Origin of the sequence: Photobacterium jeanii (assembly GCF_001650345.1) — a bacterium.
In the GTDB taxonomy this organism is placed as follows: Bacteria; Pseudomonadota; Gammaproteobacteria; order Enterobacterales; family Vibrionaceae; genus Photobacterium; species Photobacterium jeanii.
Genome location: NZ_LVHF01000025.1, coordinates 163,459 through 183,751, shown reverse-complemented (window position 1 = coordinate 183,751; position 20,293 = coordinate 163,459). Strand labels below are relative to the sequence as shown.

Annotated in this window: 18 protein-coding genes; 7 read left to right on the top strand and 11 right to left on the bottom strand. The window is 45.6% G+C overall.

The window, feature by feature from the left end; genetic code table 11:
- On the top strand, positions 1-666 hold the full coding sequence (locus A3K86_RS11645; protein ID WP_068331110.1) for an HhH-GDP family DNA glycosylase: 666 nt from the start codon (positions 1-3) through the stop codon (positions 664-666).
- Positions 667-883: 217 nt separating this feature from the next.
- Here A3K86_RS11645 and A3K86_RS11640 read toward each other — a convergent pair whose 3' ends face one another.
- The 8 genes from A3K86_RS11640 to A3K86_RS11605 all read right to left on the bottom strand — a co-directional run bounded on the left by A3K86_RS11640 (position 884) and on the right by A3K86_RS11605 (position 8,142).
- Positions 884-1,468 (bottom strand): recombinase family protein, encoded by a 585-nt coding sequence (locus tag A3K86_RS11640; protein ID WP_068331108.1) that lies wholly within the window; start codon positions 1,466-1,468, stop codon positions 884-886.
- 164 nt (positions 1,469-1,632) lie between these two features.
- Complete coding sequence (locus tag A3K86_RS11635) at positions 1,633-2,733, bottom strand: tyrosine-type recombinase/integrase (protein ID WP_068331106.1); 1,101 nt, start codon at positions 2,731-2,733, stop codon at positions 1,633-1,635.
- Entirely contained in the window at positions 2,723-3,211 is a 489-nt protein-coding gene (locus A3K86_RS11630) for a helix-turn-helix domain-containing protein (RefSeq protein WP_068331104.1), read from the bottom strand. The genes A3K86_RS11635 and A3K86_RS11630 overlap by 11 nt, the downstream gene beginning before the upstream one ends.
- On the bottom strand, positions 3,204-3,404 hold the full coding sequence (locus tag A3K86_RS11625) for a helix-turn-helix transcriptional regulator (RefSeq protein ID WP_068331102.1): 201 nt from the start codon (positions 3,402-3,404) through the stop codon (positions 3,204-3,206). The genes A3K86_RS11630 and A3K86_RS11625 overlap by 8 nt, the downstream gene beginning before the upstream one ends.
- A gap of 108 nt (positions 3,405-3,512) precedes the next feature.
- Positions 3,513-4,310 carry a hypothetical protein gene (locus A3K86_RS11620; RefSeq protein ID WP_068331100.1) on the bottom strand — a complete coding sequence of 266 codons (798 nt, stop codon included), beginning with the start codon at positions 4,308-4,310 and terminating at the stop codon, positions 3,513-3,515.
- Between the two features lie 18 nt (positions 4,311-4,328).
- The gene (locus A3K86_RS11615) at positions 4,329-5,582 is read right to left on the bottom strand and encodes a type II toxin-antitoxin system HipA family toxin (protein ID WP_068331098.1); all 1,254 of its coding nucleotides are present in this window, start codon (positions 5,580-5,582) and stop codon (positions 4,329-4,331) included.
- Positions 5,579-5,908, bottom strand: coding sequence for a helix-turn-helix domain-containing protein (locus A3K86_RS11610; RefSeq protein WP_068331324.1), 330 nt, complete (start codon positions 5,906-5,908; stop codon positions 5,579-5,581). Before A3K86_RS11610 ends, A3K86_RS11615 begins: the two co-directional genes overlap by 4 nt.
- A gap of 524 nt (positions 5,909-6,432) precedes the next feature.
- Positions 6,433-8,142 (bottom strand): class I SAM-dependent methyltransferase, encoded by a 1,710-nt coding sequence (locus tag A3K86_RS11605; protein ID WP_068331096.1) that lies wholly within the window; start codon positions 8,140-8,142, stop codon positions 6,433-6,435.
- Positions 8,143-8,701: 559 nt separating this feature from the next.
- On the opposite strand from A3K86_RS11605, the gene A3K86_RS11600 reads away from it, so the two are divergent.
- Entirely contained in the window at positions 8,702-9,340 is a 639-nt protein-coding gene (locus A3K86_RS11600) for a helix-turn-helix domain-containing protein (protein WP_068331094.1), read from the top strand.
- A gap of 224 nt (positions 9,341-9,564) precedes the next feature.
- Positions 9,565-10,092 (top strand): inosine/xanthosine triphosphatase, encoded by a 528-nt coding sequence (gene yjjX, locus A3K86_RS11595; RefSeq protein ID WP_068331092.1) that lies wholly within the window; start codon positions 9,565-9,567, stop codon positions 10,090-10,092.
- Positions 10,093-10,227: 135 nt separating this feature from the next.
- Here yjjX and trpR read toward each other — a convergent pair whose 3' ends face one another.
- Both trpR and sltY read right to left on the bottom strand, forming a co-directional pair.
- Positions 10,228-10,539, bottom strand: coding sequence for a trp operon repressor (gene trpR / locus A3K86_RS11590; protein ID WP_068331090.1), 312 nt, complete (start codon positions 10,537-10,539; stop codon positions 10,228-10,230).
- A gap of 115 nt (positions 10,540-10,654) precedes the next feature.
- A complete protein-coding gene (gene sltY / locus A3K86_RS11585) occupies positions 10,655-12,526 on the bottom strand; it encodes a murein transglycosylase (protein WP_415860035.1) in 1,872 nt (623 codons plus the stop codon).
- Positions 12,527-12,710: 184 nt separating this feature from the next.
- On the opposite strand from sltY, the gene ettA reads away from it, so the two are divergent.
- The 3 genes from ettA (at position 12,711) to A3K86_RS11570 (ending at position 16,212) form a co-directional block, all read left to right on the top strand.
- Entirely contained in the window at positions 12,711-14,378 is a 1,668-nt protein-coding gene (ettA, locus tag A3K86_RS11580) for an energy-dependent translational throttle protein EttA (protein WP_068331085.1), read from the top strand.
- Positions 14,379-14,812: 434 nt separating this feature from the next.
- Positions 14,813-15,181 carry a PilZ domain-containing protein gene (locus A3K86_RS11575; RefSeq protein WP_068331083.1) on the top strand — a complete coding sequence of 123 codons (369 nt, stop codon included), beginning with the start codon at positions 14,813-14,815 and terminating at the stop codon, positions 15,179-15,181.
- Between the two features lie 11 nt (positions 15,182-15,192).
- Positions 15,193-16,212 carry a M23 family metallopeptidase gene (locus A3K86_RS11570; protein ID WP_084406582.1) on the top strand — a complete coding sequence of 340 codons (1,020 nt, stop codon included), beginning with the start codon at positions 15,193-15,195 and terminating at the stop codon, positions 16,210-16,212.
- Positions 16,213-16,356: 144 nt separating this feature from the next.
- Here A3K86_RS11570 and radA read toward each other — a convergent pair whose 3' ends face one another.
- Positions 16,357-17,736, bottom strand: a complete 1,380-nt coding sequence (radA, locus tag A3K86_RS11565; protein WP_068331081.1) for a DNA repair protein RadA — start codon at positions 17,734-17,736, stop codon at positions 16,357-16,359.
- Between the two features lie 147 nt (positions 17,737-17,883).
- On the opposite strand from radA, the gene A3K86_RS11560 reads away from it, so the two are divergent.
- Positions 17,884-20,241 carry a PilZ domain-containing protein gene (locus A3K86_RS11560; protein ID WP_068331079.1) on the top strand — a complete coding sequence of 786 codons (2,358 nt, stop codon included), beginning with the start codon at positions 17,884-17,886 and terminating at the stop codon, positions 20,239-20,241.
- Positions 20,242-20,293 lie beyond the last annotated feature (52 nt).

Sequence of the window (20,293 nt, the reverse complement as noted above, 5' to 3'; positions counted from 1 at the left end):
ATGAACTACGCAAATACCGAATTAGAAGCAACTTTTAAGATTCTCAAATCAGCTCGCATTCTCGCAAATTATGCTCAGGAGCAAGGCTTTGAGGCAGAGTCTCATAATGCTCGCCCCACATATGATCATATGGGGGCTATTCTAGCTGATTCCATATTGCAAGCAGGGATGAATTACAGAAACGTAGTCAAACCAAGAGTCGAAGCAATTCTTGTTAGTTATGCAGATAAAAAATCTGTTAGTGATCTAGTTGACTTGATTGCTTCAGAAGGCTTGGAAAAACTTCTAAATTGGTCGCACCAAACTAAGCTTAGCCGATTTGAAGAGCTTGTAACTTTCATGATGAAGAATCAAGTCATAACTGCAAGCGAGTTAAAAGAACGATTGCTGGACGACAGTTTTTGTACATCACTGCAACGAATAGATGGCATTGGGCCAAAGACTGTTGATTACATGAAGTGCCTAGTAGGTATAGACTCTATAGCTGTGGATCGTCACATCAAAACGTTTGCAAAAGAAGCAGGACTAGAGCATCACGACTATGATTTTCTGAGAAATGTCTTTTGCTCAGCTGCAGATCTGCTTTCAATATCAAGACGGGCATTTGATTCTTGGGTATGGAACAAATTATCTATGGCTTCTTCTCCACAACAATCTCTTTTCTAAACGTATACACCCTTCACAGCTCTCCAAGTAAACAGTATGGGTCATTGGGCTTACGTTCATGGCCTTTAATCAACTTTCCATATCGATGAATAGCCATCAATTGGTGTCTACTGGTGAATTTCGAATGAAACTATTGGGATAATCTGCGTTAGCTCATTAGGCCAGATCAAAGCATAACAATTAGAACTGATTATGTTCTGCAATCTCAAACAATGTGTTATTTATTACTGCAGCTAGACTTGTTCCAGTGCCTTTTTACCGTAGCGATTCCCAAGCCAAGCTCATCTGCCGTTTGAGATTGAGATAACCCTTCAGCCTTTTTTACTTGAACTGAAAGAGTAGTGCCGTGTGCTTCGGGCCTACCTAGTTTTTTCCCTTGAGCCTTGGCTCGCTCAATCCCCTCTTTCGTGCGCTCGCGAATCCTATTGCGCTCAAATTCCGCAAAGGCCGAGAACATTTGCAGCATTAATTTTCCCTCAGCACTCGACAGGTCAACGACAGGCAAATCCAGACAAACAACTTTGATACCCTTGTCAGTAAGAAAATTGATTGTATTTTGTACGTCGATGTTATCTCGGCCTAAACGGTCTAGCTTTAGTACCACCAGCATGTCCCCAGCTTCGAGCTGGTGGTTGATTAGCATCTTGAACTTTTGACGCTTCATAGCCTCAACCGAGCCCGAGACAGTTTCGCTGATTACTCGAGAGTCACTTACCTCGTAGCCTTTCTGGCGTATGGCGATAATTTGGTTTTCTGTTGTTTGCTCCGTAGTAGATACACGGCAATAGGAAAAAATACGCATTGGTTACTCTGGTTATAATTGGTATCAAAAATAGTGGTATCACACCTTAATAGTATCATAAACTTGCAACCCTAAGTTTGTGATACCAGTTGTGATATAAAAAAGCTGGTATCAATATACGAATGTTTTTTGATACCAGCTTGGTTAGAACAACTTGATGAGTATTACTTGTTTCCCATCATTTGTTGAAACTGCATGAATTGCCTGAACTGCTCTTCCATATCCGGAGATGTCCCCTCTGCTGGTTTGGCTAGTTTCCGCAATAACTCGGCTTGCTTGTAATCAGGCACATCACCATAACTATAAAAGCTGGTCAGTACACTTTCATGCCCTAGGTTTTGGCTCCATGCTTTGAACTCTTCAGGTGTTCGGCAAAGTCGTTCCCCCAATCGCACTAAAGTATTTCGAAAACTGTGAGGGTTAAAATAAGGTAACCCCGCAGCTTCAAAGGCTTGTGCAAAAGCTTTGCGTATTGGATTAGCATTGCTCCAGTGCTCTCCAAGCAGACCGACAGCTTCAAACTGTTGGTTGGCGTTATGTGCCAGTTTGGTTTTAGGGAACAACGGCGAGTTCTGCTTGAAACCTAGCTCCTGTACCAAGTAATCAATCCACTCAGTCAAAATCCTTAGTGGCAGCTCACCGACAGGAAAAAAGTATGTTGTGAATGTTTTGCTGAATTTTGTATTAACATCCCTTGCATCCTGATAAAAGCTTTGTTCAACAAGATCAATATGCTTTATCTTTGCAGAGGCAACCGCTCCGTCTCGTGCGCCAGTTAAGATCACGAAAGCTATTAAAGCTCTATCGCGCATTTCAATGACCGTCGAGCAAGGCATACCTTCCAAGGTTTGCATGACCTGTTCAACCGTGGCCACATTTCTTTTGCGCTTTGTATTGGCGATGCGAGTATCTTTTTCTGACAAGTTAAAATACTCAATATCACTGTAATTGATTTTTGCTCGGTATCCCTTCTGCGTAACCAAATATTGGAAGAACGCCTTCAAGTGACGAGTTGCTGTCAGCACTGTTGCCTTACTCAGCTTATCCCCAGTCACAGCTGACTTTTTCCCCATAAGGTGCTTCTTAAACGCGATAGCATGCTTTGCTCGAAACTTCTTAAAATCGATATACCCTGTACACTCTTCATAGCGATTAATTGACTTCAACGCACCATCAATGGTCGAGTCATCTTGACGCTTAGCATCCTTCAAATACGTTGTGTATTCATAAATAATTCGTGCATTATTTGTACTGTTATTTTTCATCACTAAAAACTCCACCGAAAGGACAATTTAAGAGGTTTTGTCCTCTTAGGATTATGTGTTTTTCAGCTATCGGTAATTTACCCTTGAGTTCTAGCCAGATGTCATTCACATTGCGCCACGAAACATACTTATTCATTCGGCATCCGCACTCTTCACACACGCCTTTCATGTGAGCCATTCCTGCGGGTTTAGCAATAAAGAGCACTGACTCAATACTTGGTTTCATTGGTTGTTTACATCGAAAACAGCACATCTCATGCTCATCACAATCGAACATAATCGCTTTACGTTTGTGTTTAAAGTGAACCTTCAAATCTGCACCATTTATTAGAAGTGGACGTTTTTTATCCACAACTGGTAATCCCACTCGAATCCAATTACGCACTGTTTTAGGATGAACTCCCAGCGTTTCACTAATATCAATAACGGTATAGTTACGATTTCTTTTTATGCGATTAGCGGAATTACGCCTAGTCATTGTCAACCGCCTTAGATGCAGCAACGCACGCATCAAGCCACAGCTCAACATCGGCTTCTAACCAACCAACAGCACGTTCTCCGAGTGAGATGGACTGCGGAAAATTGCCCTTAGACATACGCAAGTAGATAGTGCTGCGAGATAGGCCAGTCATCTTCATTACTTCAGGTAAACGAACAATTTGATGAGACATAAAAAAACCTCCTAGTTACTTATTAGATGACCAAGAGGTTAAAGAGCTGAGAACAGCGATATTCCAGTCAGGGAAAAGCGAATTCCAATATTGGATTTTACTTCATCGCTACTTCTTCATCTTAATGAGAATTTGTCGGATAGTTTCATTTGATAAAGGAGTACCCGCAAGTTCAGTGATTTTCTCTAACGGTGTTGCTGCTCCTCTAGCCAAAGGATCAATATCTGCGTGTTTGCACAAGGCTCCGATTAGCTTGTACAACGTGTTACGCTCCTTAGATGCCAATGGCTTTTCTTGTTCTTGTACGGGGGACTCATCTTCTAGAGCCTGAATCAAACGATTCAACTCTTGCTTTCTAACTACAAGTTTATTCAGGAAATAGTCGAAAATAAGATGCTTTTTAGATTCATTTTCTGGCTGCAATCTTGCTAGTTGCTTTCCATCCGTTAGTAAAATGTCCTCTCTTGGTATCTTTAACTCAACCCCAAATAAGCCACCTTCCAGACTATTGGCTGCTTGCATACGGTAGTTATGGTCAATAACTTTCGCCTCAGAACCAAGCATAGTGAAGTCCCAACAGCCTGTTATATTTGTTAAAGACGGTTTGAGCGCATAGTGTTGCTCTTTGTATTCATCGTAGTAAATGTAATCAGCATCAACCCAATCCCACTCTTCAGGAATCTGACTTTTTTTCAACCACTCTGAGTGCTGTTCAGGTGTAAAAGGAATATATTTTCCCAGTAAGGCAGGCTCATGTGCATCGAACCTAGCTGAAATCACCAAATCTCGGTTCAGAACAAGCTGGTAAATCTCCGCAAGCGATACGTTCTCTCCAATGGCTTTACTCAAATAATCTTGAGCTTCATTTACTGAAACAAAGCCCCTCAATTTTAATAACTTACTCATTAATATTTTCTATAGTCTCTAAACTGAAAAGTCCGCATGTAGCGATTGCCAATGCTGCTTCAATGCCGCTTTTTGCTCAGCATCCATGGGAAGCTCTCTTAGCAGTTCAGGCCAGTTTTTTCTAGCTAAGTTCATAACGTCAATCAGGTGCGGCTTAATCGCAACCCACGGTGCTCCGGCTTTCTCAGCCCACACTTCAAAGTGTTTCATGGTGATTTCAAACCATTGCTTGGTTCCTACCATGTTTAGCGCAAGGCTGTCATTTTCTATATACGGAGAAGTAAATACCACGTCATAAAGGGGCGATAAGCGCGGGGAGTAAGCATCGCTATAAATCAACGTCCAGTTTTTAAGGTGTGCATCGCCGTTTCCTAGCAAGATGTTAATCAGTAACCTTCTTGCCATCTGCTGAATGTCTTTCAATCGTTCAGAGCTAGATTGATAGAGCACGTTACCTAGTTGCTCATAGTTAACCCGTTGATATTTGTCCGAAGGGTAAAGGCCAAATACTTGAGCAAAATCTTCAGTATGAATACGCCCTTCGTCACTACGATCGAATCGCTTGATGCCATAGGCGTATTGCTCATCCGGTAATTTAATACTGGGTAGCCCCTCAAGTTCTTTAAGCTCGATTAGCCGAACTTCCGGAATATCTGCTCCCGCAGCCTCAGCCAGTTTCATGCAGGTATATTCATTGACAGGTACACCTTTGTGAACAGTGGATGGGGTCTTAATAATCCACATATCCTCAGAAATCTCTTGGTCGATATGGTATCGGCCATCTAGATGTGACGAGGAAAACTTCATCTGTACGCCTGCCAATGAAAACTTGGTATCAGCATGTCTAACATTGATTTGTTGAGGTTCTGTCGATAATCGCTGCTCTAGCGCCCAGTTGGGCACATCACCCGCTTTTATCGGCTTAGCGATTACTGCTCCTGGCAAGTTAGCGCCTAAATAGGCAAGGATTGAGAATTCATTGTTTACGTGGCATTGGAGCGCTTTGGCTGTCAGCTCTCTCAATGCCCCCTCTGGCAACAGGTTGGATAATACAGGCGGGATCTTATCGGTCCGAATCTGGGGCTTACTTAAATAGCCAGGATCGCGCAGTTGCCTCAAGGTAAAAACAGGCCGTTTCTCAGCTGGCATCGCAACAAATTCGGGATTGAAGGTCAGTATGTTTTTCCCACCAGCATAATGCGCAATGACAGCGACATCGATACCGTGTAGTTGGATGTTTAAGCCTTCAACTTTCTCGATTTGCTTGCTCATGAGTTATCCTCTGAGTTGAACCAAAAACCAAGATCATCAGAGTCATCTTCTAGCGCACCTTTACCTTTGCCAAGTTCACTTTGGCTATCTGGTTCCCTCTCGACGAGGGAAGGGGTCGCTTTACCTCCCTTAGGAACAATAGAAAGCTCTAAATCCAGCCCTTCCAGCACTCTGAGCAAGGTCGACAGTTTTACGTCACTACCCGCTTCAATGCGTTGATACTGTTGCTGCTTCATGCCGATTCGCATGTACATATCTTTTTGCTCGATACCCAGCTTTTTACGTTGCTCAATGAGCAGCGCTGCAATTTCATCAATATTCTTCACCACACACCTCAAACAACTCTATCGTTGTACCAGCCACTTTTTACAACATATTAGTTGTAAAAAGCCCACCTAACAACTTTAAGATTGTATATCATGTTATGAACAACTCAGGAGTTGTACCATTAAGATAGATGGGAGAGTTAGATTCTGAGGAATTGCGCCCTATTTGGGTGAAAAATGGGGGTAACCGTAACGAATGGGTACACCGGAAGGTACATCAATAAAAATCAAATCAATATAATTCAAATTAAAACATATAGTTAAAAGCTCAGATCAACTTACGCCAGCCCAAACGTTTGGAAACGGGACATCTTCGGATGTCCCGTTTTTGTATCTGCAATAAACCAAAGACTTACCTTGTTAAAAATAACGTCCCCTCAGATATCCTTGCTTTTTAGATACTCTACTTTTAATTCCCAATTTAGTGTATATCCACTCTTGCAAAACGACTACTCGCCTAACTGATGGTTCAAATCAGAACAGCTAAACTCAAACATTGTTAGTGATTAGTCCAAATAACACCACTACCACTCCCCCACCAACAATCGGCTTTTCACACCGCGTACTTGGAGCCCCATGGCTTCGAAGACTTGTTCAAAATCGTGGCATTGTGGGGGAATGTTGGGGAGTGACATCGCCGCTTCGGAGAAGAAGCGGTTTTGCTGAACTTCTTCACCCCAGGCTAATTGCCACCAGTCTAGGATGCGGCTTTTTGAGGCTTGCAGTCGATAAGCGGTTGGCACTCGATCTTTCTTGTTCAAGTTTTCTTTTGCCGTTGTGGGTAGCAAATTCCACTTATCGTTGTTCGGCCAATAAGCAAAGGGCAGGCAGTGATCGATATGATATTCATCTTTGAGCTTACTTCCGCTCCACACACTGTGTAGATCGATATGTTCCCGCTGAAGTTGCGCCACACGCTTGCGTATATCGGCGGTATCATGTTTTTCATCAATCCACACAAGACAGTTGTGGTAAGTTTGCAAATCAATATTGCGTGCTTTATTTAACTCGAAGCGCTGCATTTCTAGAATCCATTGGTTAACCACCAAAGGTTCGATCCATGCGTTATATAAACGAAAACATTCCCACAAGCTTTCATCGAGCACAAAGCTGCCGTAGCTAGTAAGAAAATCAGTATCTATCACAAACGATGATAAGGTCTTACGACGTTGAGAAGGCGACTGAATATCAAATAAACGGTTCGTTTTATCGCCTTGATAAATGAAGGTCACTGGGCCACTTTTTATCGTCGCCAACGCGTGTGTTAATGCTTTTTGAAGCGCTTTCGCATCATCACTAAGAAACATAGCCCCCACTGTGAGATCATCCGCAGCCAGATGTCTCAGTTGTTGCCAACCGTCCTCTTTGACAAAACCTAATCCTTTGCTGGTATTTGAGTTTTGTTGAATACCACCACAACCTTCAATGTCGATATCAATCAAACGCTTAAATTGGCGCATCCAATACAGCGCCACCAGCCCAGCAGGGATCGCTACTTTACCATCGCTACGGTCGATAACAGCCCCAGCATGAGCATCCGCGATCCGAAGTAAAGTACGCAATAGGGCAAGTTTATAGGTGGCTGATTTGCTGTCGTTGACAATGATATGGCGCACACGATTCAAATCACCCGAACCATCATCTGGTAGGCTTAATACCACGGTTTGCCAATGCACTTCCCCCCGATTAAGAGAGTCTGTGCTATTGCTGATGTGCTTAACTAACAGGGCGCTATTTTTAGCAAACTGCTCAATTTCATCGACAGAAACACCGTAATCTTGGCGTCCATCGTCGAAACCACCATGACGTAAGGTGATCACCAAGCGGCCGTTAGAAGCCAGTAAATTAGACAATTTACGAAAAGCGCGCTCTCGGTGACTCGGCGCGAGGTGCATCCATACGGCACTAACTAAAATAAGATCAAAGCGCATACCGAGGTTCTCGGTCTTACTTAGCGCAGGTAAACTATCATCCAACCAATTGACGCTAGCACCGGTGTACTCACGTCCAGCATCACGCAAGGCTTGGCACGGCTCAAGTGCAATCACTTCACACTCTTGCTCTGCCATCCATTTAGCATCACGCCCACTTCCTGCCCCCACATCCAATACCCGATCACCTTGATGTGGCCAATACGGCTGCCAACTACGGTGAACTGATTGAAAATCCAAGGCGTTGTATTGCTCACAAAGGGTATGAGCATGTTGTTCGTAAAAATTGCGAGTGGCAGACATAAGGAAGAAAATGTGATTAAGCTCGTCGCATCATAAAGGAGTGGTCATGCAGTGGCAATCAAGATGTATAATGTCACACCAATTATGTGTAACTCATCTTATAACGCCTTAGTTATCACCGCGATTAATGCCTCTTAAATAACCAATTAACTGCACATCCAGAAACGTATTTTTTCTTAACTTACATTTTTATACGTTATAAGAAAGTTGATTTTGTTATAGTGCCAAGACACCCGCAGCTGTTAGGTATTCACTCGCTTGCACCCTATTGGTTATAAGTCACGTTAGTTTGGTTTTTCAAGTGCCACAACACCCTCAAAGCATGACTTTCGTCCCAAAAATTATGCGGATTTTGAGTCCTTTTTGACCGAGGCTTTTTTGCCAACTCGAATTTTGTCCCTTTTTTTACCCATAAGTTTTTCCAAATATATTCCTTTAACGAAACCCATCGCACTTTTCATGCGTCAATAATTCCTTTGATTTTGTTATCAGTAAAATAAGTTATGACTTTTAAGAATGCCTTTTGCATTCATATTTACTGTGAGCAGGAAGCTAAATTATGGAATATTTAGAAAGAATTAAGCGCTTAGCTAAAATCCAAGGCATTAGCCAAAAGCAACTCGGTGAAGCATTAGGCCTTCAGCAAGGTACTATGAGCCGTAAACTATCTGGTAAGTATGGTATCGAAGTTCGCGAACTTGAAACCATTGCCAGCACGCTGAACACTTCTATCAGCTACCTATTAACTGGCCAAGTTGATACAAGTACTCAAGCAACTACGACGATTAATGGTGAAGCGAACCAAAGCTCAACGGCAACTTACATTCCTGTGATCCACCGTAAAGACTTCACTTCCTTTCGCCAAGGCGCCACTGTTGATGTCGTAAGCAAACGCGCCATTCCAGCACACCTAGATCGTGAAGAGTGCCTAGGCCTATACGTAGATAACGAAAACATCTCGCAATGTGCGCCTGTCGGTAGCTACGCACTAGCAACCCGCACGGCAAGCTACCGTCCTAAGCAACCTGTATTTGCATCGGTACGTGGCAGCGAACCTGATTTCTACCACATGACCCAACTGGCAGACGGTGTGGTGTTCTCAACCTCACAACCTGACTTCCCTAACCTGTTTGTGAACAACGATGAGTTCCAAATTCACGGTTACATCATTCAGTCAGACTGGGCTTACGACCGTTAATTAAAGCTGGAGTGCATCTCACTCTCTAGCTGGTCATCGCGATGTTCGCCCCTCGACCATCGCACTAGCAACAGACTTTCACTGGCACACGTGACTTCACGGTGCCAGTTTGTACAATAGAGCCTCTCATATACCCAGTTGAATAGGTTTCTAAACCGTAACTTATCTCTCTCGGTACTCTTGTTGCTAGCTCGGATACGAGCGTTATCTGTAAATAGGTCGCTATGTCTACTGTTATTGTCGCTTCAACTAACCCAGCCAAAATCTCTGCGGTTGAAAACGCCTTCAACCAAGCCTTTCCTCACCACAACTATGTCTTTGAAGGGATCAGCGTTGCCAGCGAAGTGCGCGATCAGCCTATGACGGCTGATGAAACCTTGTTAGGTGCGCGTAATCGGGTAAAAAATGCCAAAGCACAAGTTGCGAACGCGGCATTCTATGTCGGATTAGAGGCGGGAATTGATGGCGACCACACGTTCGCGTGGATGGTAATAGAAAACAGTGACGATCAAAGCAAACGTGGCGAAGCACGCTCTGCATCACTGCCACTACCACCAGCAGCATTGGCACAATTACATCAAGGGGCCGAGCTCGGTGATGTGATGGATGAGATGTTTAACGAGCACAACATCAAGCAAAAAGGCGGCGCGATTGCGATGCTCACCAACCATAAACTGAGCCGCAGTTCGGTGTATGAGCAAGCACTGATCTTAGCCTTGATCCCATTTATGAATGCGCCGCTGTTTCCATAGAAGTAAAAAGCCCATCGCTAAAATTGATTATTCAACCTTAGCGATGGGCTTTATTGTTTAGCCTTCTGTATCGTTCCGCACCTTGGCAAGCAAAACGATGTTGCTGTCTCTACGCTGAGTTACAGCAACAATAATTTACGGTAGCTGTTTTTGCAGCAAATCCGCTAACCACACTTTCACATCTTGATCGTGGTGTTTTAGCTCGTTCGAGCCACGGGTGATGGTTGCCACCCCTACGCCCAACAGTTCACTGATTTTACGTTGGCTACGATCACCGTTAAGCAACTCATGCAGAATATTAACTCGTGATAGCAGCGAATCACGTTCATCGGGAGTCAGCAGTAATTTAAGCAGTACATCATCTTTTTGTTGTTGTGATGCCTGACGAAGCAGATCAATCACCTGTTGCCACTCGGTAAACTCCGGTGTTTCAGTATTGCTGGACATGTAAACCTCATTGTAGGCACTTTGTTCTAGCGAACTAGTATACCAAGCGAACTCGGGTTCGGAATACGCTTACCGTGCAAAATTGTCAGTAAGCGTAACCAAACCCAGCCTACGGCTAGTACTTAGCTTGCAGCTCAGCAGGCGTTAACAAGTGTATTTCGGTGCCCATCCTACGGTTGTAATACACGTCATACATCAACACGTTTTGTACATAACCTCGGGTCTCGTTAAATGGGATCGCCTCAATAAAGGTGAACACATCAACGCGTCCGTCGGTTTGTTTTTGCCAGCGATCAACACGGCTTGGTCCTGCGTTATAAGCAGCAAACGAGTACACTCGATTGTTATCAAAGCGCTCTAGCATCATTTGCAAATAGCCACTGCCTAAACGTATGTTAACCCCAGGATCAAACAAGGTGTCTTTGCCTTGATAGTTACGTCCTAATTTCTTGGCCGTTTCTTTGGCGGTCGCAGGCATTAACTGCATTAAACCACGCGCTCCCACCGGCGATTGGGCTTCGGTATTCCACGCACTTTCTTGCCGCGCTAACGCCATCATGGTCGTCGTCGGTACACCGCGTTTTTTACTGAAGAAATCAAACCACCATTTATGCGCTAGTGGAAAACGCAGTTCATGGTAACCCCACAACTTACCCGCAATCGTTGCTTGCACCGCAAGGTGATGCCAACGGTTCGCGCCTGCATAAGCGGCTAATTTCAGTGCTTGATCAGGCGTTTTGCCGCGCAGCAAATATGCCCATTCATTACGAGCGGCTAGCAATTTATCAACGGCCACAAGCTCTTTAACCCGCTCAAGGGTATCGCGATAGGCATCTGTGTGGGCAATCACAAAAGGTGCACGCTGAATTTTGTATTCAACTGGCTTATTTAGCATGCTGGCGGCAGCAACGCTGTAAAAATCTCGTTGCCCTAAAATTGAGCTATAGAGTTTATCGGCCTCGGCTTGCTTGCCGTTTCGAGCGAGTAAATACGCGCGCCAAAAGGACCAGCGTAGGGTCTCTTGATCTTTAGCAGGCAGTACCTTCACCCAGCGCTCAACTTGTTGCCAATCGGCATCGCGCATCGCACTGCGGATCCGACGTTCCAGCAAACGAGTATTACTGCTTTTCGCCAACACCTTATCACGCCATGCGATCAGCTCATCACTATCCGTCACCATTAAGCGCGATGCTACGTATTCAGCGATTTGCTGACGTTTGGCTTTCGGGTAGTGCTGACCATCAACCGTACGCTGATACTGAGCCACCGCTTCTTTCACATCTTTGCGAGCAAGACGTTTATACGCCGACTCAGTGAGTTTTTGATTAAACGGGGTAACTTTGCTGGCTTTGGAAAAATCCGCCACCTTGGCGGGCTTATCAAGCAATTGCAGCACTTTATTGCCAGTTACGCGCCCAGAGGTCGATAACTGCTTATTTAAGTAAGCTAACAGGCGCTTATTGCCCTGCTGATACACCAGCAACATGCGATCGAGAATTTGGCTATCGTGACGCTTGCCTGCTTTTTGCCACGCCTTTAATAAAGGATCACAAGCATCGGCAATCGAGCTGCCTTTTAACCAAATTTTTTCAGCCCCTTGCCACGCTGTTTTCTTATTCCCCGTTTGCAACTGGGCATAGTAGTAATTGCATTGCTGAGTTTCACCGCGAGGCGGTTTAGGCTGGAAAGTCAGTAAAGTTTGCCATTGTTTGCTCGATGCCAAGTAAGTGGCATAGCGATACCGTAAGGTGGGAGAAAAAGGCAAGGATTGATAACGTTTGAGGAAAGCTTGCACATCCTCAATAGATTGATTGGCGAGATTGCGAGAAAAATCACGGTAGTCGAGATACGGCGTGAGCGGATAATCATTCAATTTGTCCCGTAACTGACTGAATTTTTCTGGCTCATTATCATCAAGCGCTTGTTGCGCTTGCTCATACCAGCCGCGTTGTTCATCGATAGTGGCGGCCTGTAATAACGGTGCCATCCCGACGCCAAGCCCTAACCATGCGGCATACAGTGCCTTTTTTATGACAGTCAGTGACACAAGAAAACTCCATTTCGATTTGCTATCAGTCATACTAAACACTAATTATGAACATTACTGTTAAACTTAGGTCAAGGTCGAGTAAAATACCCCTTTTCCTTTACGATTAGAGATTGCAACGGATATGGCTGAATACGTCTATACCATGTCGCGCGTGGGCAAAATTGTTCCACCTAAGCGTCAAATCTTAAAAGATATTTCCCTAAGCTTCTTCCCGGGCGCCAAGATCGGTGTTCTTGGTCTGAACGGTGCAGGTAAATCTACCCTATTACGCATCATGGCGGGTATCGATACTGATATCGAAGGTGAAGCGCGTCCACAAGCGGGACTGAAAATTGGTTACCTTCCACAGGAACCTGTGCTGGATGAAGAAAAAACAGTACGTGAAGTAGTAGAAGAATCTGTTGCTGACGTTAAAGATGCGCTAACGCGTCTTGATGCTGTTTACGCCGCTTACGCTGAAGAAGGCGCAGACTTCGACAAGCTAGCGAAAGAGCAAGGTGAACTAGAAGCGCTGATCGAAACGAAAGACGGCCACAACCTTGAAATGCAACTTGAGCGTGCTGCTGATGCACTTCGTCTTCCTGAGTGGGATGCGAAAATCAAACACCTATCAGGTGGTGAGCGTCGCCGTGTGGCTATCTGTCGTCTACTGCTAGACAAACCAGACATGCTTCTGCTTGATGAGCCAACTAACCACTTGGATGCTGAATCTGTGGCTTGGCTTGAGCACTTCCTAGTAGATTACAGCGGTACTGTTGTGGCTATCACGCACGACCGTTACTTCCTAGATAACGCTGCTGGCTGGATCCTAGAACTTGACCGTGGTGAAGGTATTCCATGGGAAGGTAACTACACCTCATGGCTAGAGCAAAAAGATGAGCGTCTGAAGCAAGAAGCTTCTCAAGAGAAAGCGCGTCAGAAAACCATCGAGAAAGAGCTGGAGTGGGTTCGTCAAAACCCTAAAGGTCGTCAGGCGAAATCAAAAGCACGTATGGCGCGCTTTGAAGAGCTTAACAACACTGATCACCAGCGTCGTAACGAAACCAACGAACTGTTCATCCCGCCAGGTGAGCGTCTAGGTGATAAAGTTATCGAAGTGAACAACCTAACGAAATCGTTCGGTGATCGCGTACTTATCGATGATCTATCATTCAGCATGCCTAAGGGTGCGATCGTGGGTATCATCGGTGCCAACGGTGCAGGTAAATCGACCCTGTTCAAGATGCTTAGCGGCACAGAGCAGCCAGATGCCGGTACTATCGAGCTAGGTGATACTGTAAGCCTTGCGTCTGTTGATCAGTTCCGCGACAGCATGAACGACAACAACACGGTTTACCAAGAGATCTCTGAAGGTGCTGACATCATCAAGATCAACAACTTTGAAATCCAAGCGCGTGCTTACTGTTCTCGCTTTAACTTCAAAGGCAGCGATCAGCAGAAACGCATCGGCGATCTGTCTGGTGGTGAGCGTAACCGTGTTCACTTGGCGAAACTGCTTAAAGCGGGCGGCAACGTACTGCTACTCGATGAGCCAACCAACGACCTTGACGTTGAAACACTACGTGCGCTTGAAGAAGCACTGCTTGAGTTCCCTGGCTGTGCCATGGTTATCTCGCACGACCGTTGGTTCCTAGACCGTATCGCGACGCACATTCTTGACTACCGTGACGAAGGCCAAGTTAACTTCTACGAAGGTAACTACACCGAGTACACTGAGTGGCTGAAGAAAACACTAGGCGCACAAGCGGCTGAACCACACCGCATCAAGTACAAACGTATCGCAAAATAATCGCGTACTGAGTGCACAAAACGTGATAAGGGTTGCTTCGGCAGCCCTTTTTTATACGCGCATGACCTCCTCGCACTCCGCCACTGCTACTCACCTGCACTCAGCAGGTCACCTAACTAACCTAATAGCCATTTCAATACCGTCCTTTCAATAAATAACCCAATACAGCACTCAATAGACTTGAGACGTCTTATTGTTAACACACACCATACGCATTAAGCGTACCATTGAGTTTGTTTATTGCGACCTGCACATATTTCACTAACAAAAGCGATTAATTTGTGATCATCTAACTAGCGTAAAAAACGATTTAACCGTACACTGTAATACAAAGAAAAGTGTATAAACCACCTTGGATGTATCGTGCGACTTAATTCGTCGTACCATGATGCAGCTCCATCCCCCAAGGTCATCACAAATAAGAATAAATGCCTATGGTTGAACGTCGCCACTTTAAGCGCATCATGTATCAGGCACCAGCCACCTTGAGTCAATCGGATGGTCAATGGCAAACCGATGTTCGTGACTTATCGCTTCAGGGGATCTTACTCACTCGTCCCGATGAGTGGCACCCAAGTGAAGATGATAATTACACCATCCGTTTCTGCCTGCATGAATGCGACATTGAATTAACAATGGAAACGCGATTGGTGGAAAATTGTGAAGACTACCTTCGCATGCAAATTCATCACATCGATCTTGATAGCGCCAGTCATTTGAAACGCCTCGTCGAACTCAACGTCGGCACTGATGAACTGTTACACCGAGAACTTGAACACTTAACAGACTTACACCACATTTAGCCGTATTCATCATGTCAGACACAATTTGCATTTCGGTGTCCCACCGCCGTGGGACATCTCATTACTTGATCAATCGTTTTAAGAAACGCTACGTTGCTTTTTTTGTCCTCTTTTTATCTTCGATGCTGGGCTATGGCAGCTACAACATCTACCAACTTTATACACAAAACCAAGCCTCTAGCGTTCAACTTAGCCAGCTTAACGTACAAGCCGAGCAGCTTAGCGATTCGTTAACCGAAGAGAACGCCACTAACTTAGCCTTGAGCCAAGAGTTAGAAGATAAGAAAAACGAATTGATGCTGCTTGAACAGCGTATCGATGATGTTGAAGCCGCGCTGGGGTTACAAACTGAAAACGTCAATACCCCGCTTGAGCAACGCATCGACAGTGCAGCAGTCGGCTCAGCGGTGCGGGCGACCTTGTTTCGGATGATCCCAAATGGGAGCCCGACGCCAAACATTCGCATGTCGTCTGGTTTTGGCACGCGTATTCATCCTGTTACGGGCAAGCGTAAGCGCCATAACGGACTCGATTTTGCCGCCAATATTGGCACTCCGATTTATGCGCCCGCAGACGGAGTAATTGAGAACGTGCGCCCAAGCAATAAGGGCTCAGGTAACTTTGTGAAGATCAATCACGCGCTGGGCTTTATGTCGACCTACTCGCACATGAAACGCTTTAACGTTAAGCGCGGGCAGTTTGTGCGCAAAGGTGACTTAATTGGTTGGACGGGTAATTCAGGGCTATCGACTGGCCCACACCTACACTACGAAATCCGTTTTCTTGGTCGCGCACTGAACCCGAAACCCTTTGTGATGTGGACGCCAGACAACTTCGATAGCCTGTTTGAAAAAGAAAAATCAGTACAGTGGGCTGCACTTTTGAACATGGTCAATAACATGGTTGGCATGCAGGTACAGCTCACTCAAGCACCGGCTTACCATGATTCGAATGGTTCAGAGCAAGGCTTTACGACAACCGCTAAAACTTCGGTAACCACGAACACTGCCACGCCAAGTCGTCAGTTATAAGCAGCCACTTAGCATCTGTCACAACAACCATAGGCAGACAGACAAGATCAAAAAAGCGAGCATTTTCAGTGCTCGCTTTTTTCTTTTCCGCTACTTAGTGGCTAACGCGATTTTCGTCTCATTTCGCCTCATTAACACTCGCGGTTAGCAAACCCGATCAAACGCCGCTAACGCTTCTTGCAGATCTTCAACTGGGATAATTTCGATCCCACTCACCTGACGGCTGGCATTGGCTTTTGGCACAATCGCACGGGTAAAACCTTGCTTCGCGGCTTCGCGAATACGCTCAACCCCGTTGGCGGCAGGGCGAATATCGGCGTTCAAACCAATCTCACCAAACACCAGTACATCTTGCGGAATCGGCGCGTTCTTAAAGCTTGAGAAAATCGCCAACAACACGGCTAAGTCAGCCGAGGTTTCTTCGATTTTAATGCCACCCACACAGTTTACGAAAATATCCATATCAGTCAGCATCACCCCACCGTGTCGCGCCAATACCGCAATCGACATCGCAAGGCGGTTGTGATCATAACCGACCGATAAACGGCGTGGGTTTTCCGTCACCGAGGTATTACACAAGGCTTGGATTTCCACCAGCAACGGACGTGTGCCTTCCCACAATGTGGTACAAGTTGAGCCTGCATGGTTCTTATCCGAGCGGCTCAAGAAAATTGCCGAAGGGTTCTTAACCTGTTTCATCCCCTGCTCGGTCATAGCAAAGAAACAAGACTCTGAATCAGCGCCAAAACGGTTTTTCGAAGTACGCAAAACGCGGAATTTTTCATCCGAAGTTGATGACAGCGCAAACAAACCATCGACAATGTGGATCAACTGCATCGGGCCCGCTACGTTCGAATCTTTGTTAATGTGACCGATAATTAAGAAAGTGACACCTTCGGTTTTAGCGTAACGCGTCAGCGCCGCTGCCGACTCTTTCACTTGGCTAGGGCTACCTGCCGCTGAGTCGTTGTGCGCCACTGTCATGGTTTGGATGGAGTCGATGATCACAAATTCCGCTTTTTGCTGCGAAACCAAATTCAGAATTTGCTCAACCGAGGTCTCTGCCACCACATTGATTTTATCAAGGTTAGGGGTTTTCAAACGCAGAGCACGTTGCGAGATCTGGTGGATCGATTCCTCACCAGAAACATACAAGGCCGCTTTATGCCCCGCCACAGCACCAATACTTTGCAGCAGCAAGGTTGATTTACCCGCACCAGGGTCACCGCAGAGCAGTAACACAGAGCCAGGAACGATACCGCCACCTAAAACGCGATCCAGCTCACCAATGCCAGAGCTATAACGTGGAACATCTTTCGCTTCGACTTCCGATAGCTTTTGAACTTTGGTAGAAGCACCTGCATAACTATTCACTGCACTTGATGCACCTACCGCCGCTTTGGTTTTCGGAATGGTGAACTCTGTAATTGTGTTCCATGCAGCACATGCACTGCACTGTCCCTGCCAGCGCGGAAAATCTGCGCCACAGTCACTACATACATAAGCGCGCTTTGTTTTGGCCATTTTTTACCCTGATTTTATTTCAAAATTATGCGTGATTCTCAGAAAGCATAAAGAATTAGCATTTTTAACAGTTTCTTGCCTTTTATAGCTAAACTTTTACGCCAAAATAAAGATAATAAACACTGACGTAATCGATTAGATAAAGCCATGCAGCTGGACAATTATAAAGGACTTATCGAGCAATTAATCCCTGTTTATGACAGTGACGATTTTGAAGATGTCTTCAAAATGATGACACATGACTTAACAGGGCCGACACGCTTACAGATTAAATTGGAATTAAACCGTTTAATGGCGCGTTGCCATAAAGCGGTCGATCTGCGTGGCCGTGTGAAAGGCGAGTGTCGAGAGTACCATCTTAATGGACTCAAACACTGGCTTGATGATGTGGCAATTAACACATACCACAAACGCATAAAGCAATACGGCGATCAGTACCGGGTTGGGGTATATGAAGCCCTGATCAATACCCGCAATAACTTCCGAGTGCTGCACAAGCAAGGCAAACTGAGCCCACCCACAGAAAACAAAACCATCACCAACCGTGACGAGCATTTCGATGTTAACGTGATCCGCTTTGGTCACTACCTTACGCGGGGTGAAAAGCGGATTCAAATCTCAACACCTGTGAACCTGAATTTACCGTTAGGGCAAATCGTTCACGGGGTGACATCCGATATTTCTTGCTCGGGTGCCAAAATCAAAGTGCCATCGGCCTTTAATTACCACTTGGGGCAAACCATCACGGTTGAGTTTCCTGAAATCGCTGAAAACTATATCGATCTAAAAATCGAGCAAGGGGTGGTATATCGCGTTCTAGGGATCGATGATAACCCTGATAACGACAGCTATAAGTGGTTACGCCTATTGGCTATCAGTAACAGCGAAGCCATTAAATCTGCCGTTGAGCGTTACCAAGCAGCCAATCCAACGCGTAAGCGTAACGATCACGAAGACAAGGTGATCCAAACCCGCACCATTGGCTACGAGCACTGTTACCTCAAACACACCGCCAGCATGCCGCTGTTCTTTGCTGGCAACGAGCTCAAATATAGCTTGCTGACCGATCACAACCGTCATATATGGGACTACTGGCACGACGAACGTAATCAGCCCGTGATCAACCACTTGCTATCAAAAGAGCGGATGGCGACCTTAGGTAAAGCGGGGCTTAAACAATGCAGCACCCTACTTTACAGCTTTACTCATCACCACGAGAATAAAACTCACTTTTACTCGGCAGCACTGCCTGAGATGACTAAAGAGCAACGCCGCTTGTTTTGGCACATCGGCTCACCACGCGATAGCTGGCGTGTCAGTCGCTTAACCGTCTACCCATTAGGTGAAGCCGATCTTGCCTACCTCTCGGCGATGGCCCCTGAGATGCAAGAGCAGCTCAAGAACCTAACCCATATCGGTATCTTGCAAGATCTCACCCATAAATCCGCGCAAGGCGATTACCGTTTATCAGCCAAGCCGCAGCTGGGTGCCAATACCTTGCAAGTGTTTCGTCATCAGCGTAACCCGATCGCCAAAGCGCAAGGGATCTATTTTGATCCGAAACCCCAGCGCTGCGAAGACAGGTATTTATTCAAAACGCCGCTGGAATTACACCACCCAGAGCTGGGTAAAATCAGCGGGATGTCGATTGATTTCTCAACCCGAGGCTTAAACTTACAACTCAGCGAGCCGGTTAATCTAAAACGCGATGATCTGGTCACCATTTGCTTTAAAGAGCTACAAAAAATCGATCGCAATGTTCCGCTACACAAGATGCCTTACAAGCTGGTGCGAATTAGTCCGAACCATACCAATTTGCAGCTCACCACGGGCAGCGGTGCTGAAGTCGCAAAATGTGAGAGTTTCCTTCGTCGCCTGATCAAGAACAACGAAGCACGTTTGCGAGTGAGTGAAGAGCGCCAACCTGAAGGTGAATTACTCCACGCCATGCACCAAATGCTGCTCACCCGCTTAAACAGTACCGCTTACTTTGCGGAAAAAGTGGATCACAAAGCGCGAGTCAAAGCCGTGGGCTGTAACTTCCCGTTGGCGAGGCTGCCAAAAGTGTTTGATCAGCTGACTGATACCCATGATTTTTCAGTAATGCCGATTTTCCAAAATCGGGTTAACAAGATGCTGGCAGAAACCATGCGCCCAGTTGAAATCCGTGAACCTTATGTTCACGAGGTCTACTTATGGGTCAAACGTGAAAACAACAAAATAGAGCGCATTGCCAGCAAGCTATGCCAAGAGTTCGTTAATACCGAGCACCGCATCCGTTTTATTCAGCAAGCCCGCTCCAAAGGCGAGTTCTTCGCGATTCGAGTAACGGCGGTGCCAGTGTTAAATCCACTAACGGCCTTAACGGGCAAAGAGTTGGGTGAACTGGCGCGCTTAACCCTCCACCGTGCGCGCGCTCTGGAACTGGAATTTACTTCGCTAATTGGCTGCGGTGAGATGTTTGATATTACCGATGAAGTGTTACTACGTTTAGAGCAAGCTTAAAACGAGAAGATACACAGCTTCAAAAAAAACGACAACGCCAGCTATTTGCTGG

What these genes read in the sequence shown, in the direction of transcription:
- A3K86_RS11645 (WP_068331110.1), top strand. Translation starts at nt 1, where the DNA reads ATGAACTACGCAAATACCGAATTAGAAGCAACTTTTAAGATTCTCAAA.
- A3K86_RS11640 (WP_068331108.1), bottom strand. Translation starts at nt 1,468, where the DNA reads ATGCGTATTTTTTCCTATTGCCGTGTATCTACTACGGAGCAAACAACA.
- A3K86_RS11635 (WP_068331106.1), bottom strand. Translation starts at nt 2,733, where the DNA reads ATGAAAAATAACAGTACAAATAATGCACGAATTATTTATGAATACACA.
- A3K86_RS11630 (WP_068331104.1), bottom strand. Translation starts at nt 3,211, where the DNA reads ATGACTAGGCGTAATTCCGCTAATCGCATAAAAAGAAATCGTAACTAT.
- A3K86_RS11625 (WP_068331102.1), bottom strand. Translation starts at nt 3,404, where the DNA reads ATGTCTCATCAAATTGTTCGTTTACCTGAAGTAATGAAGATGACTGGC.
- A3K86_RS11620 (WP_068331100.1), bottom strand. Translation starts at nt 4,310, where the DNA reads ATGAGTAAGTTATTAAAATTGAGGGGCTTTGTTTCAGTAAATGAAGCT.
- A3K86_RS11615 (WP_068331098.1), bottom strand. Translation starts at nt 5,582, where the DNA reads ATGAGCAAGCAAATCGAGAAAGTTGAAGGCTTAAACATCCAACTACAC.
- A3K86_RS11605 (WP_068331096.1), bottom strand. Translation starts at nt 8,142, where the DNA reads ATGTCTGCCACTCGCAATTTTTACGAACAACATGCTCATACCCTTTGT.
- A3K86_RS11600 (WP_068331094.1), top strand. Translation starts at nt 8,702, where the DNA reads ATGGAATATTTAGAAAGAATTAAGCGCTTAGCTAAAATCCAAGGCATT.
- yjjX (WP_068331092.1), top strand. Translation starts at nt 9,565, where the DNA reads ATGTCTACTGTTATTGTCGCTTCAACTAACCCAGCCAAAATCTCTGCG.
- trpR (WP_068331090.1), bottom strand. Translation starts at nt 10,539, where the DNA reads ATGTCCAGCAATACTGAAACACCGGAGTTTACCGAGTGGCAACAGGTG.
- sltY (WP_415860035.1), bottom strand. Translation starts at nt 12,526, where the DNA reads ATGGCACCGTTATTACAGGCCGCCACTATCGATGAACAACGCGGCTGG.
- ettA (WP_068331085.1), top strand. Translation starts at nt 12,711, where the DNA reads ATGGCTGAATACGTCTATACCATGTCGCGCGTGGGCAAAATTGTTCCA.
- A3K86_RS11575 (WP_068331083.1), top strand. Translation starts at nt 14,813, where the DNA reads ATGGTTGAACGTCGCCACTTTAAGCGCATCATGTATCAGGCACCAGCC.
- A3K86_RS11570 (WP_084406582.1), top strand. Translation starts at nt 15,193, where the DNA reads ATGTCAGACACAATTTGCATTTCGGTGTCCCACCGCCGTGGGACATCT.
- radA (WP_068331081.1), bottom strand. Translation starts at nt 17,736, where the DNA reads ATGGCCAAAACAAAGCGCGCTTATGTATGTAGTGACTGTGGCGCAGAT.
- A3K86_RS11560 (WP_068331079.1), top strand. Translation starts at nt 17,884, where the DNA reads ATGCAGCTGGACAATTATAAAGGACTTATCGAGCAATTAATCCCTGTT.